This is a genomic window from Amycolatopsis samaneae, assembly GCF_039541975.1.
Taxonomy (GTDB): domain Bacteria; phylum Actinomycetota; class Actinomycetes; order Mycobacteriales; family Pseudonocardiaceae; genus Amycolatopsis; species Amycolatopsis samaneae.
In genome coordinates, this window is the sequence record NZ_BAABHG010000012.1 from 45,341 (window position 1) to 60,282 (window position 14,942).

Here is a 14,942-nt window from a genome sequence, read left to right on the forward strand (position 1 = left end):
CCTTCGGACAATGAGGGACGGATGGGGGAGGTGGTGGCTCTGCCACGCCAGGAACAACCACTTGATCACGATGGCGGGGTGTTGTCGCAGTTCGCGGCCGATTTGCGGTTGCTGCGCAAGGAAGCGGGCAGCCCGACCTATCGCGAACTGGGGCAGCGGGCGCACTATTCGGCCAGTACGTTGTCCGACGCCGCCGGCGGAAAAAAGCTTCCCTCCCTTTCGGTCACCCTGGGATATGTCCGCGCGTGCGGTGGCGACGACGCGGTGTGGGAGCGACGCTGGCACCACATCGCGGCGGCCCTCGCCGCGGAACCCGGCCAGCGCTCCGGGGACGCGGACGACGACCACGAGGAGTCACCGTATGTGGGGCTCGCCGCGTTCCAGCCCGGGGATGCCGACCGGTTCTTCGGCCGGGAATCGCTCGGTGACGACCTGGCCAGGAGCGTGCGCGGGCACCGCTTCCTCGCGGTGTTCGGCGCGTCCGGTGTCGGAAAGTCCTCGCTGCTGCGAGCGGGGTTGATACCGGAGTTCCGTGACCGGGCCGCCGGACGGGCGCCCGGATCGCCGACGGTGCTGATGGCTCCCGGCGATCATCCGGTCGAGGAATGTGCCGTTCAGCTCGCGGCGCTGACCGGGGAACCCGTCGCCACGCTGCACTCCGAACTGGAGAACGATCCGGCGGGTCTGCACCTGCGGGTGCGGCAGCATCTCGCCGACGCCGACGACCAGGTCGACCTGCTGCTGGTGGTCGACCAGTTCGAGGAGGTCTTCACCCTGTGCCGCGGCGGCGAGGAGCGAGACCGGTTCATCGCCATGCTGCTGTACGCCGCGAAGGCCAAGGCCAGCCGGACGCGCGTGGTACTCGGCGTGCGGACCGACTTCTACACCCACTGCGCCCGGCATCCGGACCTGGCGGCCGCGCTGGCCGACGCGCAGTTCCTGGTGGGCCCGATGAAGACCGACGAGCTTCGGCGGGCGATCGTCCAGCCCGCGGCCAACGCGTCCTGTCAGGTCGAAGGAGCGTTGGTCGCCGCGGTCATGGCCGACGCCACCGGCCAGACCGGCGCGCTGCCGCTGGTGTCGCACGCCATGGTCGAAACCTGGCGACGGCGGCGCGGCAACCGGCTCACGCTCGCGGGATACCAGGCCGCCGGGGGAATACAGCACGCGCTCGCGCAGACCGCCGAATCCACCTACCTCGCCTTCGACTACCGGCAACGCCAGGTGGCCAAGGCGCTCCTGCTGCGGTTGACGGCGCTCGGCGAGGACACCGAAGACACCAAACGCCGGGTGGCCCGCGGCGAACTGGAGACCGACGATCCGAACGTGCCCGAAGTGCTGGAGCACCTGGTGCGGGCCCGCCTGGTCATCCGCGACGGCGACAGCGTCGAGATCGCGCACGAGGCACTCATCCGGTGCTGGCCCCGGCTGCACGACTGGCTGACCCAGGACCGGGCCGCGAACCTGGCGCGTCAGCAACTGGAATCCGACGCCCGCGCCTGGCACCGGGAAAAGCGGGACTCCTCGCTGTTGTACCGGGGAACACGGCTGGAAACGGCGCGCCGGCTGGCCGATCCCCCGGACCCGGTGGCCCCGACCCTGCTCGCCCGTGACTTCCTCGCCGCCTCCCTCCGGCACCATCGGCGTGGGCGCTGGCTCAGCCGTTCCGTGATCGCGGGGGTCGTGGTGTTCGCGCTGGTCGCGGCGATCGTGGCCTACCGGCAACGGGACGACGCGGTGTTCCGGCAGGTGGTGGCCGTCGCGGACCGGCTCCAGGACAGCGACCCGTCGCTGTCCGCGCAGTTGGTGCTGGTGGCGCACCGGCTGCGCCCGGACGACCAGGACCTCTACACCCGGCTGCTCACCATCGGGCAGGCTCCGCTGGCCGCGCCGCTGGCCGGGCACACCGGCAACGTGTACCGGACCTCGTTCAGCCCGGACGGCCGCACACTGGCCACCGCGGGCGAGGACCGGACCGTCCGGCTCTGGGACGTCCACGACCTCGCGCGCCCGCGACCGCTCGGGCCACCCCTCACCGGGCACACCGCCGGGGTGAGCACGGCGGTGTTCGGTCCCGGCGGCCGCACTCTGGCCACCGCCGGGGACGACGGGACCGTCCGCCTGTGGAACGTCACCGACCCCGGGCACCCCACCCTCCTCGGTCCCCCGATCGAGAGCCACGGCGGGAGTGTCCACCTGGCGGCGTTCAGCCCGGACGGGAACCTGCTGGCGACCGCGAACGACGACCGGACCGTGCGGATGTGGAACGTCACGGACCCCGCGCACGCCACCCCCGTCGCCCCTCCCCTCACCGGGCACAGCGGCCCGGTCCGCTCGCTGGCGTTCAGCCCGGACAGCCACCTGCTCGCCGCCGGCGGCGACGACACCACGATCCTGCTGTGGAACGTCAGCGACGCGGCCGCCCCGGTCCGGACCGGGCAGCCACTCACCGGCCACACGGGCTCGGTGAACTCGGTGGCGTTCAGCCCGGACGGGCGCACGCTCGCCTCCGGGAGTTCGGACAAGACCGCGCGGTTGTGGAACGTCTCGGACCCCGGCGCGCCCACCCTGCTCAGCGCGCCCCTGACCGGGCACAGCGGGGCCATCCTGTCGGTGGCGTTCCGGCCCGGTGGTCAGCTACTGGCCACCGGCAGCGCGGACGGCACGGCACGGCTGTGGAACGTCACCGACCCGGCCGAAGCGACCCAGCCCAGCCGCGTCCTCGCCGGCAGCGGCGGCGGGCTGTTCGCCGTCGGTTTCAGCCCGGACGGCAACACGCTCGCCACCGGAAGCCACGACAGCGTCGTCCGGTTGTGGTCGCTGCCCTCTTCGGTGCTGATCGGCCATCCCAGTGACGTGCGGTCGGCGGCGTTCAGCCGCGACGGGACCAAACTCGCCACGCAAACCAGTGACGACACGATCCGGCTCTGGGATCCCCGCGATCCGGCGCGTCCCGTGCAGTCGAGCCGGGTCCCCGGGCCGCCGGGGTACCTCCAGGCCTGTAGTGACTGCGCGAACCCGGTGCGGTTCGGCCCCGACGGGAACACGCTGGCCGCTTCCAGTTACGCGAAGATCGTCCAGCTGTGGAACGTCACCGATCCGCGCCGCCCCGCACCGCTCGGGCCCGTTCTCGGCCTGGACACGAAGTACCAGTCGGTGCTGGCGTTCAGCCCGGACGGGCACCTCCTGGCCACCGGGGACGACGACACCAGCGTCCGCCTGTGGGACGTCACCGATCCCGGCAGGCCACGCGCGCTGGGGCGGGTGGCGGGCCACAGCAAGGGACTGGAATCGATCACGTTCAGCCCCGACGGGCGCACGCTCGCCACCGCGGCCGACGATCAGAGCATCCGGTTGTGGGACGTCACCGATCCGGTCCGGCCTCGGGAGCGGAGCCGGCTGGCCGCCGGGACCGGCGCGGTCGGGGCCGTCGCGTTCAGCCCGGACGGGCGCACCCTCGCGGCCGGGGGCAACGACCGGACCGTCCGGCTGTGGAACGTCACCGATCCCGCCGCGCCGAAGGTACTGGGCGCCCCGCTCACCGGGCACACCGAAGCGGTCACCTCGGTGACGTTCAGCCCGGACGGCCACACGCTCGTCACGGCGGGCAAGGATCACACCATCCGGCTGTGGAACGTCGAAGACCCCGCGAAACCCGGACCACGGGGACAACCGCTGGCCGGGCTCGACGCCAACGGGTACGGCATCGCGTTCAGTCCCGACGGCCGCCGGCTGACCGCGGCGGACGGGCAGGGCCTCGTCCACCTGCTCGACCTCGACGTCGACCACGCCATCCGGCGCGTCTGCGACGCGACACACGACGTGCTGACCCCGCAACAGTGGGCCCAGCACCTGCCGCAGCTCCCGTACCAGCCGCCCTGCCAGGACATCGAGGGCTGACCGTCCGTTGTGGACACCCGGCCCGCGGCGCCGGCCGACGCGCGGCGGCGGGCCGCGTTGTCGACGCCGATCGCCTGGACTGGGGCGAGCTCACTCCCGGTGATCGCGCGGAGACCGATCCGGACAGCGCTTGACCTTGACACTGTGACAAGGTCTTTCCTTGGCGCAGGAGGTGGTCACCATGAACCCGACAGACACACGCCTGCTCGACGCGCTGGGCAGCGGAAACTCCTCGACGCGGCTCCAGGCGGCGCTGGCGGCGGGCACGCGCGCCGACCCCGGCTTCGCCGAGGAGCTCGTGGCACGGTGCGCGATCGAGCCGGACTTCTTCGTGCGCGACATGCTCACCTGGGCGCTGACCCGGCTCCCGGCGGCGGTCACGGTGCCCCGGCTCCGCGCGGAGCTGACGTCCGAGCACGCGCAGGCCAGGAGCCAGGCACTGCACACCCTGTCCAAGATCGGGGACGGGGACGTCTGGCCCGCCATCACCCGGTCGTTGCTGCGGGACGCCGACGACGAGGTCGCGCGCAGCGCCTGGCGGGCGGCCGTGATCCTGGTGCCCGCCGGGGAGCGCGCGGCGCTGGCCACCGAGCTGGCCGGGCAGCTCGGGCGCGGCGACCGGACCGTGCGGCGGAGCCTGAGCCGGGCACTCGTCGCGCTCGGCGAGGTGACCGAGGCCGCCCTGCGGCACGGGCTGGCGAGCACCGACCCGGCGGTGCGTACGCACGCCCACGCCACGCTGCGGCTCCTCCGCGACCCGGAGTCCGGGTTCGACGCGGCGGTCGACGAGGTGAACCGGATCGCCGCGCTCGATTCGCACCAGGCCGAGGAAACCGCGTGCTGATCGGTGAGGTGGCGCGCCGCTCGGGGGTGAGTACCCGGATGCTCCGGCACTACGACTCCCTCGGGCTGGTGCGCCCCACCGGCCGCACGGTCGGCGGCTACCGCGAATACTCCACTGAGGACATTCGCCGGATCTTCCACGTGGAAAGCCTGCGGTCGCTGGGACTGTCGCTGCGCGAGATCGGGCGCGCGCTGGCGGATCCCGCCTTCGCACCATCCACTTTGGTCACTGACCTCATCCGGCGGACCGAGGAACGGGTGAAGCGGGAACAGGAACTCCTCGCCCGGCTCCGCACCGTCGACGCCTCGGAGCCCTCGGCGTGGGAGGACGTCCTGCGCATCGTGGAGCTCCTGCACGGGCTCGGCTCACCCGACGCCGCGCGGCGTCAGCAGGCCGTCCTGGCCCCGGCCGAGGACGTGCCGGTGCCCGCCGAACTGCTGGCCGGGGCGATCCTCGCCGAAGCCGACCCGAACGTCGCCGGTGCCCTGCGGTGGGCCCTCGCGCGGGCGGGCGGTGAAGGGGTGGCGAGCGTGGCGTCCGGTCTGGATTCGGCGGACACCGAAATCCGGCGGCGCGCGGTGCTCGCGCTCGCCGGGATGCCCGGCGAGGAGGCGACCGCGCTGCTCGCGGACGCGCTCGGGGACGCGGACGCCACGGTGCGGCGGCACGCCGCGCTGGCGCTGGGCGCGCGGGGCGTGACCGCGGCCGTGCCCACGCTCGTGCGCATGGTGGTCGAGGGCACGAGCGACGTCGAGGCGGCCGAAACCCTGGGAACGCTGGCACAGCGCACCGAAAACGCGGATCGGATCCTGCGCGCGCTGACCGGCGAACTCACCGCGCCCACCGCCGACGCCGCGGTACGGATCCGGCTGGCACAGGCACTCGCCGAGCTGCCGGGGACGCTCGCGCGGGACGCCCTGCGGCGGCTGGCCCGCGACGACGACCACGCCGTCGCCCTCGTCGCCTCGGCTCTCGCGGCAATGCTCGACGAGCGCTCGTCCGGCTGAATTCCCAGCCACAGTGGGGTTTTCGACCATCGATGCACGGTAAGATGGACCGGCTCGGGAGGAGCGCAAATGGACAAGGACAGGGACGAAAGCGAGTCCGAGGACAAGCCGAACAAACATTCCGTAGAGGACGACAAGAACCCGGGAAAGAGCAGCGACGATATTGATCCTTCGGAGTACGGTAAGCGCAAATGAACTCCACCAGCGGGCCTGGTGACCTGGTCGCGGAGTTGCGCTCGGCCGGAAACCTCCCAGCCGAGTGCTACTCTGCCTTCGAGACGGTGAAACGAGAGTACTTCGTCCCGAATCGAGTCTGGACACAAGAGACCGACGACAGTCGCTACGAGCCGGTGGACCGGGCCACGGAACCCGAGAGATGGTCATCGCTCGTCTATTCCGACCGAGTGATCGTGACCCAGTTCGACGACGGCGATCCCACGTGGCCCGACGTGGGTTTCCGGCCCACTTCCTCCGCCTCGATGCCGTCCGCCGTAGCCGGAATGCTCGGAGCACTCGACGCGCAACCGGGGGAATCCGTCCTGGAGATCGGTACCGGCACCGGCTTCAATGCCGCGCTCATCTCAGAACTGGTCGGCCCGGAAGGCAACGTCACCAGTATCGAAATCGATGAAAACATCGGCAAGGAAGCAAAACGAAACCTGGAAACTGCCGGATACTCTCGGGTCGATGTTGAAATTCAGGACGCGACCTTTCCGATCGGCCGGAGATTCGACCGCATAATAGCGACCGCCGGTGTCCACCTCGGACAACTACCGTTTTGGTGGGTCAAATCCGCGAACGTCATCCTCGCGCCGATGCGGGCCGACCTCTCCTCCGGCCCGCTGGTGAAATTCGAGATCGACGACGGAGTCGCGCGCGGTCGAGCCGTCGGAATGCGCGTCGGCTTCATGGAAATGCGATCGCAACGAGTGCGATCGATGTCCCATCGAAAACTTCGCTGGGACGACGAGCAAGCAGATCGTTCCACAACGGACGTAAACCCGTTTGTTGTGCTACTGAATGAATCATCCCGATGGGCGGCCAGTGTCGCCGTACCCATGTGCCGCTACGACCTGGAAAAGCCCACCGAGGAACGGGATCACGGGGTGGCCTGGCTGGTCGACCCGATATCCGGCTCCTGGGCCACGGTCGCACCCGAGGACGAGGATTCCCATACTGTCCGCCAGTTCGGGCCTCGGCGGTTATGGAATGAGACAGAGTCAGCATATCGATGGTGGGTACGAAAAGGAAAGCCCGCCATCGAGTCGTGGGAATGGACTGTTTCAGCAGAAAGGCAGTCGATTCAGCTGGCCACGGAGTAGCGGGACTGTCCGCACCTCACCCGGAGCGCCGCGACGGTTTATCCGGCCGGGCGGTAGGGGTGACCGGTGCACGAGGGCGTCCCGGCGGTGGTGATGATCGTGTCGAGCCGGTCGCGGGCGCTCGCCAGGCCCTCGACCTGCCGGTCGATGCGATCGCGCTCGGCCACGAGCAACGCGAGCGCCTCCGGGGTCACCTCCCCCGTCTCGATGCACGGCATGATGGCGAGAATGGCCTTGCTGGACAGGCCCGCGGCGTAGAACTGCTGGATCAGCCAGACCTGGTCCGCCGCGCTTTCCGGGTAGTGCCGGTGCCCGCCCGCGCTGCGCCGCGAAGCCAGCAGCCCCTGCTCCTCGTAGTACCGCAGCGCCCGCACGCTCACGCCCGCCGCCGCGGCGAGTTCCCCGATCCGCATCGCACCTCCCGAGGGTGACCCGGCCCACACTTCGTTGAATCTGACGTTCACGTGAGATTCTAGCGTGGCGGGAGAACCTGCGAAGGAGAGCGATTCCATGACCACCCGCGCCGCCCAGATCCTGTCCCGCCCGCTCACGATCGGCGGGCTCACCGTCCCGAACCGCATCGCGATGGCACCGATGACCCGTGGCCACTCGCCCGGCGGCGTGCCCGGCGAGGACGTCGCCGCGTACTACGCCCGGCGCGCGGCGGGCGGTGTCGGGCTGATCACCACCGAAGGCACCTACGTCGGCCATCCCTCGGCGGGCCAGCACGAGCTGGTCTCCCACCTGTACGGCGAGACCGCGACGGCGGCGTGGGCCCGGGTCGTGTCCGCCGTCCACGCGGCCGGTGGCCTGATCGTCCCGCAGCTCCAGCACGTGGGCATGGCCCGCCTGCCGGGGGATCCGCCCCACCCCGACGCGCCCGCCATCGGCCCGTCCGGGATACCGCTGGCCGAGGACGCGAAGGCGGGACACCCGATGACACTCCAGGACATCGACGACGTCGTCCGCGCGTTCGCCGGGGCCGCCGCCACCGCCGAACGTCTCGGCTTCGACGGCGTCGAACTGCACGGCGCCCACGGTTACCTCATCGACCAGTTCCTCTGGCCGGTCACCAACCGCCGGACCGATGCCTACGGCGGCGACCTCCGCTCCCGCGCGCGGTTCGCCGCCGAGGTCGTCGCCGCGGTCCGCGAAGCGGTCTCCCCCGGATTCCCGATCATCGTGCGGTTGTCCCAGTGGAAGATGAACGACTACTCCGCCCGGATCGCCGAGAGCCCCGAGGAATTCGGTGTCCTGCTGGGCGAACTCGTCGACGCGGGCGCGGACGCGTTCCACGCCTCCACCCGCCGCTACTGGCAGCCCGCCTTCGACGGCGCCGAGCTGAACCTGGCGGGCTGGGCACGGAAACTGTCCGGCAAACCCGCCATCACCGTCGGATCGGTCGGCCTCGACACCGAGTTCACCGCCAGCATGGCGGGCGCGGGCGCCGCCCGCACCGGCATCGACGCGCTCCTGGACCGGATGGAGGCCGACGAGTTCGACATGGTCGCCGTCGGCCGCTCCCTGCTCGCCGATCCCGCGTGGGCCGCCAAGATCCTCTCCGGCCGCGAGGAGGAGATCACGGCCTTCACCCCGGCGGCACTGGGCGTCCTGCACTGAGATCCGGGCCCGGTCACGACGCCGGTTGCCCGGCGCCCAGCCCCGCGTCGACGACCTTGGTGTCCTCCAGGACCCAGTCGTCGGTCAGGCGGCCCCAGCGCAGGGTCAGCCACTGGGTGGCGTCGTTGCGGTAGCCGGCGCCGGTGGTCAGCGTTCCCTCGACCGTCAGCCGGACGGCGACCCGGGTGCGCCACGGCCAGCCGCTGACCGCGACGTCCTCGACGCGGGTGTGCAACCGCGTGAACCGCCCGGCGAAGGCCCGCAGCCAGTCCCGCAGGGCGTCGCGTCCCCGCCAACTCCCGCCCAGCACGGTGTCGCCCGCGACGGCGAACCGCACGTCCGGGGCGGCCAGGCGCGCGGGCGCGTCCACGTCGCCCGCGTTCACCCTGTCCCAGGTCCGGCGGACGATCCGGGTCACGACGTAGTGATAGGGCATCACGGCCTCCTTGGGTTCTGTACGTGAACTCAGATGCTAGCTGAGTTCACGTACAGAACCCACCTGGTACGCTGAAGCCGTGCCCAGGACCGACTACTCCAATTTCGCCTGTTCGGTCGCGCGCAGCCTGGAGGCCATGGGCCAGTGGTGGACGCCGCTGATCCTGCGTGACCTCTACCTGGGCGTGGACACCTTCGACGAGCTCGTCGCCGACCTCGGCATCTCCCGCAGCCTGCTCACCCGGCGGCTGACCGGGCTGGTCGAGGACGGCCTGATCCGCCGCGAGACCTACAGCGACCGCGGCGATCGCTTCCGCTACCGGCTGGAACCCGCGGGCCACGACCTGATCCCGGTGCTCGCCGCGCTGGCCGCCTGGGGCGATCGGTGGCGCACGCCGGAAGGCGGGCCACCGCTGCTGTTCCGGCACGACGGGCACGAGTGCGTTCCCACTGTCGCGTGCTCCACCTGTGCGCGACCGGTCACCGCCGAAACGCTCGCCCCCGTGCCGGGCCCCGGCGCCCGCGCGGTCCGCGGCACCGCGGTCGTCGCCTCCCGGCCGTTGCGCGCGACCGAAGCGGGCTGAACCGGACCCGGCCGAGCAGGGCTGTTCGAGTGGATTTCCCTTTACCAGCCCGATGATCTCGGCCGGGCCGCTACCGTGGCGCCGTGGCATGGAGAGCACTGACGGCCGCGATCCTCGTGCTGATGTGCGTGACGCCCGGCGTCGCGCGGGGTGCTGCCGATCCCCCGGTGTGGCCGGTGGCGCACTGGCGCGAGCTGTTCGACGCCGATTCCGACCACAACGACATCGAGTCCGAGCGGCTGAGCCGTTCGGAGGACAGCGCCGACTTCTATCCGCTGGCGTACTCGATCGACGAGCTGGGCAGCATGTACGAGGCGACGGGCGAACTGGCCTACGCCGCCAAGGCTTTGCACTTCACGGAGAACATGATCGCCTCGGCGCGGCCGTCGTCTTCGTTGGGGACCAGCACTTTCCACGACGACTACCTCGGCTGGGTGTCGCCGGGCAACGACGGTGACGAGACTCCGCTCTACGAAAGCTATGCCTGGCGGTACGTCACGCGCGTGCTGCGGCTGGTGCGGCCCGTCCTCGACTCCGCGCCCGCCGAACTGCGCGACGCCTATGCCAGGACGTTGGAGTTCACCGAAAACCACATCGTCGACAAGTGGCGTAACCGTGGCGCCGACAGCTACGTCTACCGCGAACGCACGCACATGGCCGCGCACTGGGCGATGATCGCGCTGGACGTCTCGGTGCTCACCGCCGATCAGGACCGCGCCGCCGCCTGCGCCGAGATCACCCGCAACATCGACGACCATCTGCCGAACTACCCCTCTTCCCTGCGCGCCCAGCTCGGTCCCGGCCACCCCGACCCGGACGCGTACTGGTGGAGCGACGTGTGGGGCGAAACCACCGGTCCCGGCCAGGACATCGGGCACGGCAACGGGGTGATCGCCTACGTCGTCGAAGCGCGCGACATGGACGCGGGCTGGTCGGCCGGGGAACTGGCCCGTTTCGCCCGTACCTTGACCGGCCTGCTCGGCGGCCCGCCCTACCCGGAATACGTCGACGGATCCGGCACCAGCAACGGCTGGATCGCGGACGGTTTCGTCAAGCTCGGCCGCTACGACACCGCACTGCAGGTGCGGTTGCAGACCTACGGCGTGCAGAACTCCCAGTTCTACGCGTCGATGGCGGCCAACGCCGCCCGCCTGACCAGCTGATAAATCCCTTACCCCGCAGGGAAAACATCGGCTGCCGCGGGCAACCATTCGAGCGTCTGACCGTGCGAGAGGGAAAGCGCGAGCGGCCGCCCGTCCAACGACAGAACGGAAACCGCGGGCCCGTGGCCGGGCACGGGAACCGCGGCCGTCATCGCGGGGAAAACCTCGGTGTCCTCATTGGACACCCAGTGCCCCGGCAGATCGCGGACGAGGTCGGCGAACGCGGCTCGATCCGGTTCCGGCACCTGGTACAGCACGGAACTGTGGAACACCACCAGTGTCGCGTCACGTGGCGCCCGCGCGGCCAGCGCGGGCAGCGCGGTGCGCAGATCGCCGCGGACGAGCCGCGGCGGATCGGCGCGGGCGATCTCCGCCGCGGCACGCAACCACGCACGACGCTCGTGGTGTTCCGGCCAGACCAGTGCCTCCAGCCAGCGCAGGTCCTCGTCCACGGTGACGTCGAGCGGGTCGAGGTCGATGCCCGCCCGCCACACCACCTCGGGCACGCGTCCGGGCAGCGGCACCGGTCCCCGTACCGCGTACCGCAGCAGGACGGGACTGTCCGCGGGGCCGACGGTCCGCGCGTCCTCGCCGTAGCGGTACCGGTAGGCGTCGGGATACAGGAACAGCCCCGCCGACGCCCCGACTTCCAGTAACGCCAACGGTTGCGGCAGCCGTGCCAGTACCGGCAGCAGGACACCGCACCGGGCCACCTCGTTGGTCTGGGTGCGCCGGACCCGCAGCACCGCCGCCAGCTCGCCCCAGTGCCGGATCACCCAGTCCCGGAAGGCGGCGGGATCCTCGACCGGACCGCCCAGGTACCGCGTCGCGGCGAACAGCAGGTTGGGCTGCCGCCGGGATTCGGGCAGTTCGCCGAGCAGGGCGAGCAGCCGGGCATCCTCGGCGACGGCGAACGCGAGACGTTCGTACGCCGGAGAACTCCCCCGTGCCTGACGCGTCCCGAATGCCCGATACCGCCCAGCCGTCGTCACCTCACCACCATGCCCCTGGATTCGTTGTCCCGCAACGGTTCCCCGAGCAGAAGGGTCAGCTTTCCGGCTGGTTTCCCGCATGGTCCGCCAGCCTTCCGGCGAAGGACCGCACCAGCTCCCGCAGCGCCTCGGGTCGTTCGATGACGAACGGACGGTCGAGCAGGGCGAGCCGGGGCGGGATCCAGTCCAGGCGCCGTGCCCGGATTCCGGCCCGCAGCCAGGAAAACCCGGACTCGACGGAGATCTCCGTCGACGTGGCCACCGAAGGCGGGAAGACGGCGCGGACCTCTTCGGGGGTCGCCCTGATCCGCACGGACACCTCGTGCTCGTAGGGCGCCTCGGCCATCGCGGTCAGCACCCGCTCGGCGGGGTCGAAACCGTCCGGGACCTCGAACGTCCCGCTGTGCGGCTCGACGGCGGTGATCCGGTCGACGCGGAAGGTCCGGACCTCGCCGCCGGCGGAGTCGAAACCGGTCAGGTACCACCGCCCGGAATGCGCCACGATCCCGTAGGGATGTACGACGCGTTCGCTGGCGCGGCCGTGGCCCGCGACGTAGGACAGCGCGACCGGACGGCGATCCCGCGCCGCCTCCGCGACGGCGAGAAGCGTTTCGGCCTCCGAGAAGTGCGCCGGGCGCGCGGGCGCGGTGAAGTCGGCCACCGCCAGCAGCGCGTCGAGCCTGCGACCGAGGGTTTCGGGCAGCACCCGCCGGATCTTCGCGGACGCGCTCTCGGCAGCCACGGCCGAGGTGGTGACCATCCCGGCACGTCTGCCCGCGACCAGGCCGAGCAGGACGGCGAGCGCCTCTTCACCGGTGAGCATCAGCGGGGGCATCCGGTAGCCGGGCGCCAGCCGGTACCCGCCGTAGCGGCCCCGCACCGAGCGGACCGGGATGTCCAGGTCGAGGAGGTGCTCGACGTATCGGCGGACGGTGCGCTCGTCGACGCCGAGCCGCTCGGCGAGTTCGGCGACGGTCCGCGTGCCGCCGCCCTGGAGGATCTCCAACAGGGTCAGTACGCGGGCGATCGGCCGGGTCACGGAAAAGATCCTCGCAATACCGGGCGGATCCTGTCCACTATTGCCCCTAACGTGCCCGGTGTGTCCCCCGGAGGACAACCTCCACCACCGAAAGGATCCGCCGTGCAGTTCGTTTCCGTCCGTGTCATCAGCGACGACGTCGCCCGCCTCGCCCGGTTCTACGAGCAGGCGACCGGGCTCGCCGCCCGCCGGCCCGCCGAGCAGTTCGCCGAACTCGTGGGCCCGTCGTGCACACTGGCGATCGGCAGCGCCGAAACGATGGCGCTGTTCAGCGCCGGGGCCGCCGTGCCCGAGTCGAACCGGACCGCGATCCTCGAGTTCCGCGTCGAGGACGTCGACCGCGAACACGAGCGGCTGCGAAACCTCGACGACGCCCCCGAAATCGTGCAGGAGCCGACGACAATGCCGTGGGGGAACCGATCGCTGCTGTTCCGCGACCCCGACGGCAACCTGATCAACTTCTTCACGCCGGTCACCGAACAGGCCCGCGCGAGGCTCGCTCACTGACACCGGTGAACCGCCGGAAACCCGAAGACCCGGGACCCTCCGGCCCGATATCATCGCCGCGATGATCACGCAGTCGCTCCGCTCCGCATCGGCGCCGGCCGGGTCACCGGGCTGGATCGGCCGCAAGGTCCGGCTGCGCGCGATCACCGCCGCGGACCAGCGCACGCTCGCCGGGTTCGACCGGGACTCGGCGAGCGGCCGCGCCCCGCAGATCGGCGGATACCGGCACTGGGCGGCACACCGGGCGAGCACCGGTGACGATTTCCAGCTCGCGATCGAGACGCTGCGCGGCCGGATGCTGGTCGGCTCGGTGTGGATCGCCGAGACGGACCCGCTCTCCGGCCGGTTCGGCTACGGCGTCGGGATCGCGCCGCGGCACCGGCGCTGTGGTTACGCCGCCGACGCCATCGCGGTCGTGCTCGCGGCCATGTTCGGCGAACGCGGCTTCCGCAAGTGCGAGGTCAGCGTCTACGGCGGCAACCTCGCTTCGCTGGCGCTGCACGGCAGCCTCGGCTTCCGCGAGGAAGGCAGGCGGCCCGATCCCGAACTGCTGCGCGGACAGGTCAAGTACCCGGTGACGATGGGGATCACCGCGCGGGAGTTCGCCGCGCGCCATCCGGACTTCGTCGGCGACGGCCCGCTCTCGCTCTCCACGCGGGGCAGGCACTGGCGCCGCCGCCGGGGACGGCACCGGCGCGCCGCGGACCTCGGCTGACGCCGGTCGGCGGCGCTGCCCGGGTCAGTTGGCGCAGTCCTGCTCCGCCAGCTCCAGTGCCAGCGAGGTCACCTTTCCGGCCTGGTCCAGTTCGAAGCGGTACACCGCCTGGACGTTGCCGGGCACCAGGGTGTGCGCACCGTTGATCCCGACCTCCAGCTTCGGGTAGGCGGCCGTGACCTGTGCCTTGGTGGCGCCGAGGCCGATGTGCTCGGGCGTGTGCCAGCCGGGGACCGCCGAGATGTGCGCGACCCCGCGGGTCGGTGACACGTAGACGCCGACCGAATCGGCGCCGGTGGCGTGCCCGACGACGTCGTGCCCGGTGCAGCCGGAAGCGGCGCCCGGCTTCGCGGGCGACAACAGGCCGGTGGCCAGTGCCGCCGAGCGGCTCATCCCCAGCTTCAGCGCGCCGTACCCGCCCGGTCCCAGCAGGCTCGCGTCCGTGGCGGCCGGTCGTGGCGCCGTCGCCGAGCCCGTCCCTGCCACGGGCGGCGTGCTCCGCGTGTCCGAGATCTTCGGGGCGGGCACGGTGGTCAGCGCCTGCGTGACCGGCGCCGCCGCCGCACCGCCCGCCGCGGGCTGCTGCCCGGCGTTCGAGCACGCCCCCAGCGCGCCGATCGCCGCCACCGCCGCGATCGCCGTCGCGCCCCGCCGGATCGTCTTGGCGTTGCTGCCCATGCTCAGCCCCTCGAAACAGGTATTCACCACCGGAGCACCACTTTCACAGGCCACGACCTCGCCCGCCGCGCGTTTGCCCGTTCCTGCGTTCAGTCAGGGCCGGAGGGGCAACCGCCGAAAGAGTGCACAAGCCGTC

At 71.3% G+C, this 14,942-nt stretch carries 15 protein-coding genes; 10 read left to right on the top strand and 5 right to left on the bottom strand.

The window, feature by feature from the left end:
* The first annotated feature begins 78 nt into the window (after nucleotides 1–78).
* The 5 genes from ABD987_RS29190 to ABD987_RS29210 all read left to right on the top strand — a co-directional run bounded on the left by ABD987_RS29190 (nucleotide 79) and on the right by ABD987_RS29210 (nucleotide 7,073).
* Complete coding sequence (locus ABD987_RS29190) at nucleotides 79–3,900, top strand: nSTAND1 domain-containing NTPase (RefSeq protein WP_345400896.1); 3,822 nt, start codon at nucleotides 79–81, stop codon at nucleotides 3,898–3,900.
* Between the two features lie 181 nt (nucleotides 3,901–4,081).
* The gene (locus tag ABD987_RS29195) at nucleotides 4,082–4,744 is read left to right on the top strand and encodes a HEAT repeat domain-containing protein (protein ID WP_345400899.1); all 663 of its coding nucleotides are present in this window, start codon (nucleotides 4,082–4,084) and stop codon (nucleotides 4,742–4,744) included.
* Entirely contained in the window at nucleotides 4,738–5,751 is a 1,014-nt protein-coding gene (locus tag ABD987_RS29200; RefSeq protein WP_345400902.1) for a MerR family transcriptional regulator, read from the top strand. Before ABD987_RS29195 ends, ABD987_RS29200 begins: the two co-directional genes overlap by 7 nt.
* Before the next feature lie 69 nt (nucleotides 5,752–5,820).
* Entirely contained in the window at nucleotides 5,821–5,946 is a 126-nt protein-coding gene (locus ABD987_RS29205) for a hypothetical protein (RefSeq protein ID WP_345400905.1), read from the top strand.
* Complete coding sequence (locus ABD987_RS29210) at nucleotides 5,943–7,073, top strand: methyltransferase domain-containing protein (protein WP_345400908.1); 1,131 nt, start codon at nucleotides 5,943–5,945, stop codon at nucleotides 7,071–7,073. Before ABD987_RS29205 ends, ABD987_RS29210 begins: the two co-directional genes overlap by 4 nt.
* Nucleotides 7,074–7,111: 38 nt before the next feature.
* Here the strand turns inward: ABD987_RS29210 and ABD987_RS29215 are convergent, their stop codons facing one another.
* Nucleotides 7,112–7,486 (bottom strand): MerR family transcriptional regulator, encoded by a 375-nt coding sequence (locus ABD987_RS29215; RefSeq protein ID WP_345400911.1) that lies wholly within the window; start codon nucleotides 7,484–7,486, stop codon nucleotides 7,112–7,114.
* A gap of 97 nt (nucleotides 7,487–7,583) precedes the next feature.
* Here ABD987_RS29215 and ABD987_RS29220 point away from each other — a divergent pair, with 97 nt between their 5' ends.
* Nucleotides 7,584–8,693 carry an NADH:flavin oxidoreductase gene (locus tag ABD987_RS29220; RefSeq protein WP_345400914.1) on the top strand — a complete coding sequence of 370 codons (1,110 nt, stop codon included), beginning with the start codon at nucleotides 7,584–7,586 and terminating at the stop codon, nucleotides 8,691–8,693.
* Nucleotides 8,694–8,706: 13 nt separating this feature from the next.
* Here ABD987_RS29220 and ABD987_RS29225 read toward each other — a convergent pair whose 3' ends face one another.
* A complete protein-coding gene (locus ABD987_RS29225; protein ID WP_345400917.1) occupies nucleotides 8,707–9,129 on the bottom strand; it encodes a nuclear transport factor 2 family protein in 423 nt (140 codons plus the stop codon).
* Between the two features lie 79 nt (nucleotides 9,130–9,208).
* Between ABD987_RS29225 and ABD987_RS29230 the strand changes: the two genes are divergently transcribed.
* Both ABD987_RS29230 and ABD987_RS29235 read left to right on the top strand, forming a co-directional pair.
* A complete protein-coding gene (locus ABD987_RS29230; protein ID WP_345400919.1) occupies nucleotides 9,209–9,712 on the top strand; it encodes a winged helix-turn-helix transcriptional regulator in 504 nt (167 codons plus the stop codon).
* Between the two features lie 83 nt (nucleotides 9,713–9,795).
* Nucleotides 9,796–10,875, top strand: a complete 1,080-nt coding sequence (locus ABD987_RS29235; RefSeq protein WP_345400922.1) for a hypothetical protein — start codon at nucleotides 9,796–9,798, stop codon at nucleotides 10,873–10,875.
* Between the two features lie 8 nt (nucleotides 10,876–10,883).
* On the opposite strand, the gene ABD987_RS29240 is transcribed toward ABD987_RS29235, so the two are convergent.
* Both ABD987_RS29240 and ABD987_RS29245 read right to left on the bottom strand, forming a co-directional pair.
* Nucleotides 10,884–11,867: a DUF2332 domain-containing protein gene (locus ABD987_RS29240; RefSeq protein ID WP_345400925.1), complete on the bottom strand. Its 984-nt coding sequence runs from the start codon at nucleotides 11,865–11,867 to the stop codon at nucleotides 10,884–10,886.
* A 55-nt stretch (nucleotides 11,868–11,922) separates the two neighbouring features.
* Nucleotides 11,923–12,906, bottom strand: a complete 984-nt coding sequence (locus ABD987_RS29245) for a helix-turn-helix transcriptional regulator (protein ID WP_345400927.1) — start codon at nucleotides 12,904–12,906, stop codon at nucleotides 11,923–11,925.
* A gap of 102 nt (nucleotides 12,907–13,008) precedes the next feature.
* Here ABD987_RS29245 and ABD987_RS29250 point away from each other — a divergent pair, with 102 nt between their 5' ends.
* Together ABD987_RS29250 and ABD987_RS29255 are read left to right on the top strand one after the other, a co-directional pair.
* Entirely contained in the window at nucleotides 13,009–13,413 is a 405-nt protein-coding gene (locus ABD987_RS29250) for a VOC family protein (RefSeq protein WP_345400930.1), read from the top strand.
* Nucleotides 13,414–13,474: 61 nt separating this feature from the next.
* Entirely contained in the window at nucleotides 13,475–14,128 is a 654-nt protein-coding gene (locus tag ABD987_RS29255) for a GNAT family N-acetyltransferase (RefSeq protein ID WP_345400933.1), read from the top strand.
* A gap of 24 nt (nucleotides 14,129–14,152) precedes the next feature.
* On the opposite strand, the gene ABD987_RS29260 is transcribed toward ABD987_RS29255, so the two are convergent.
* The gene (locus ABD987_RS29260) at nucleotides 14,153–14,836 is read right to left on the bottom strand and encodes a hypothetical protein (protein WP_345400936.1); all 684 of its coding nucleotides are present in this window, start codon (nucleotides 14,834–14,836) and stop codon (nucleotides 14,153–14,155) included.
* Nucleotides 14,837–14,942 lie beyond the last annotated feature (106 nt).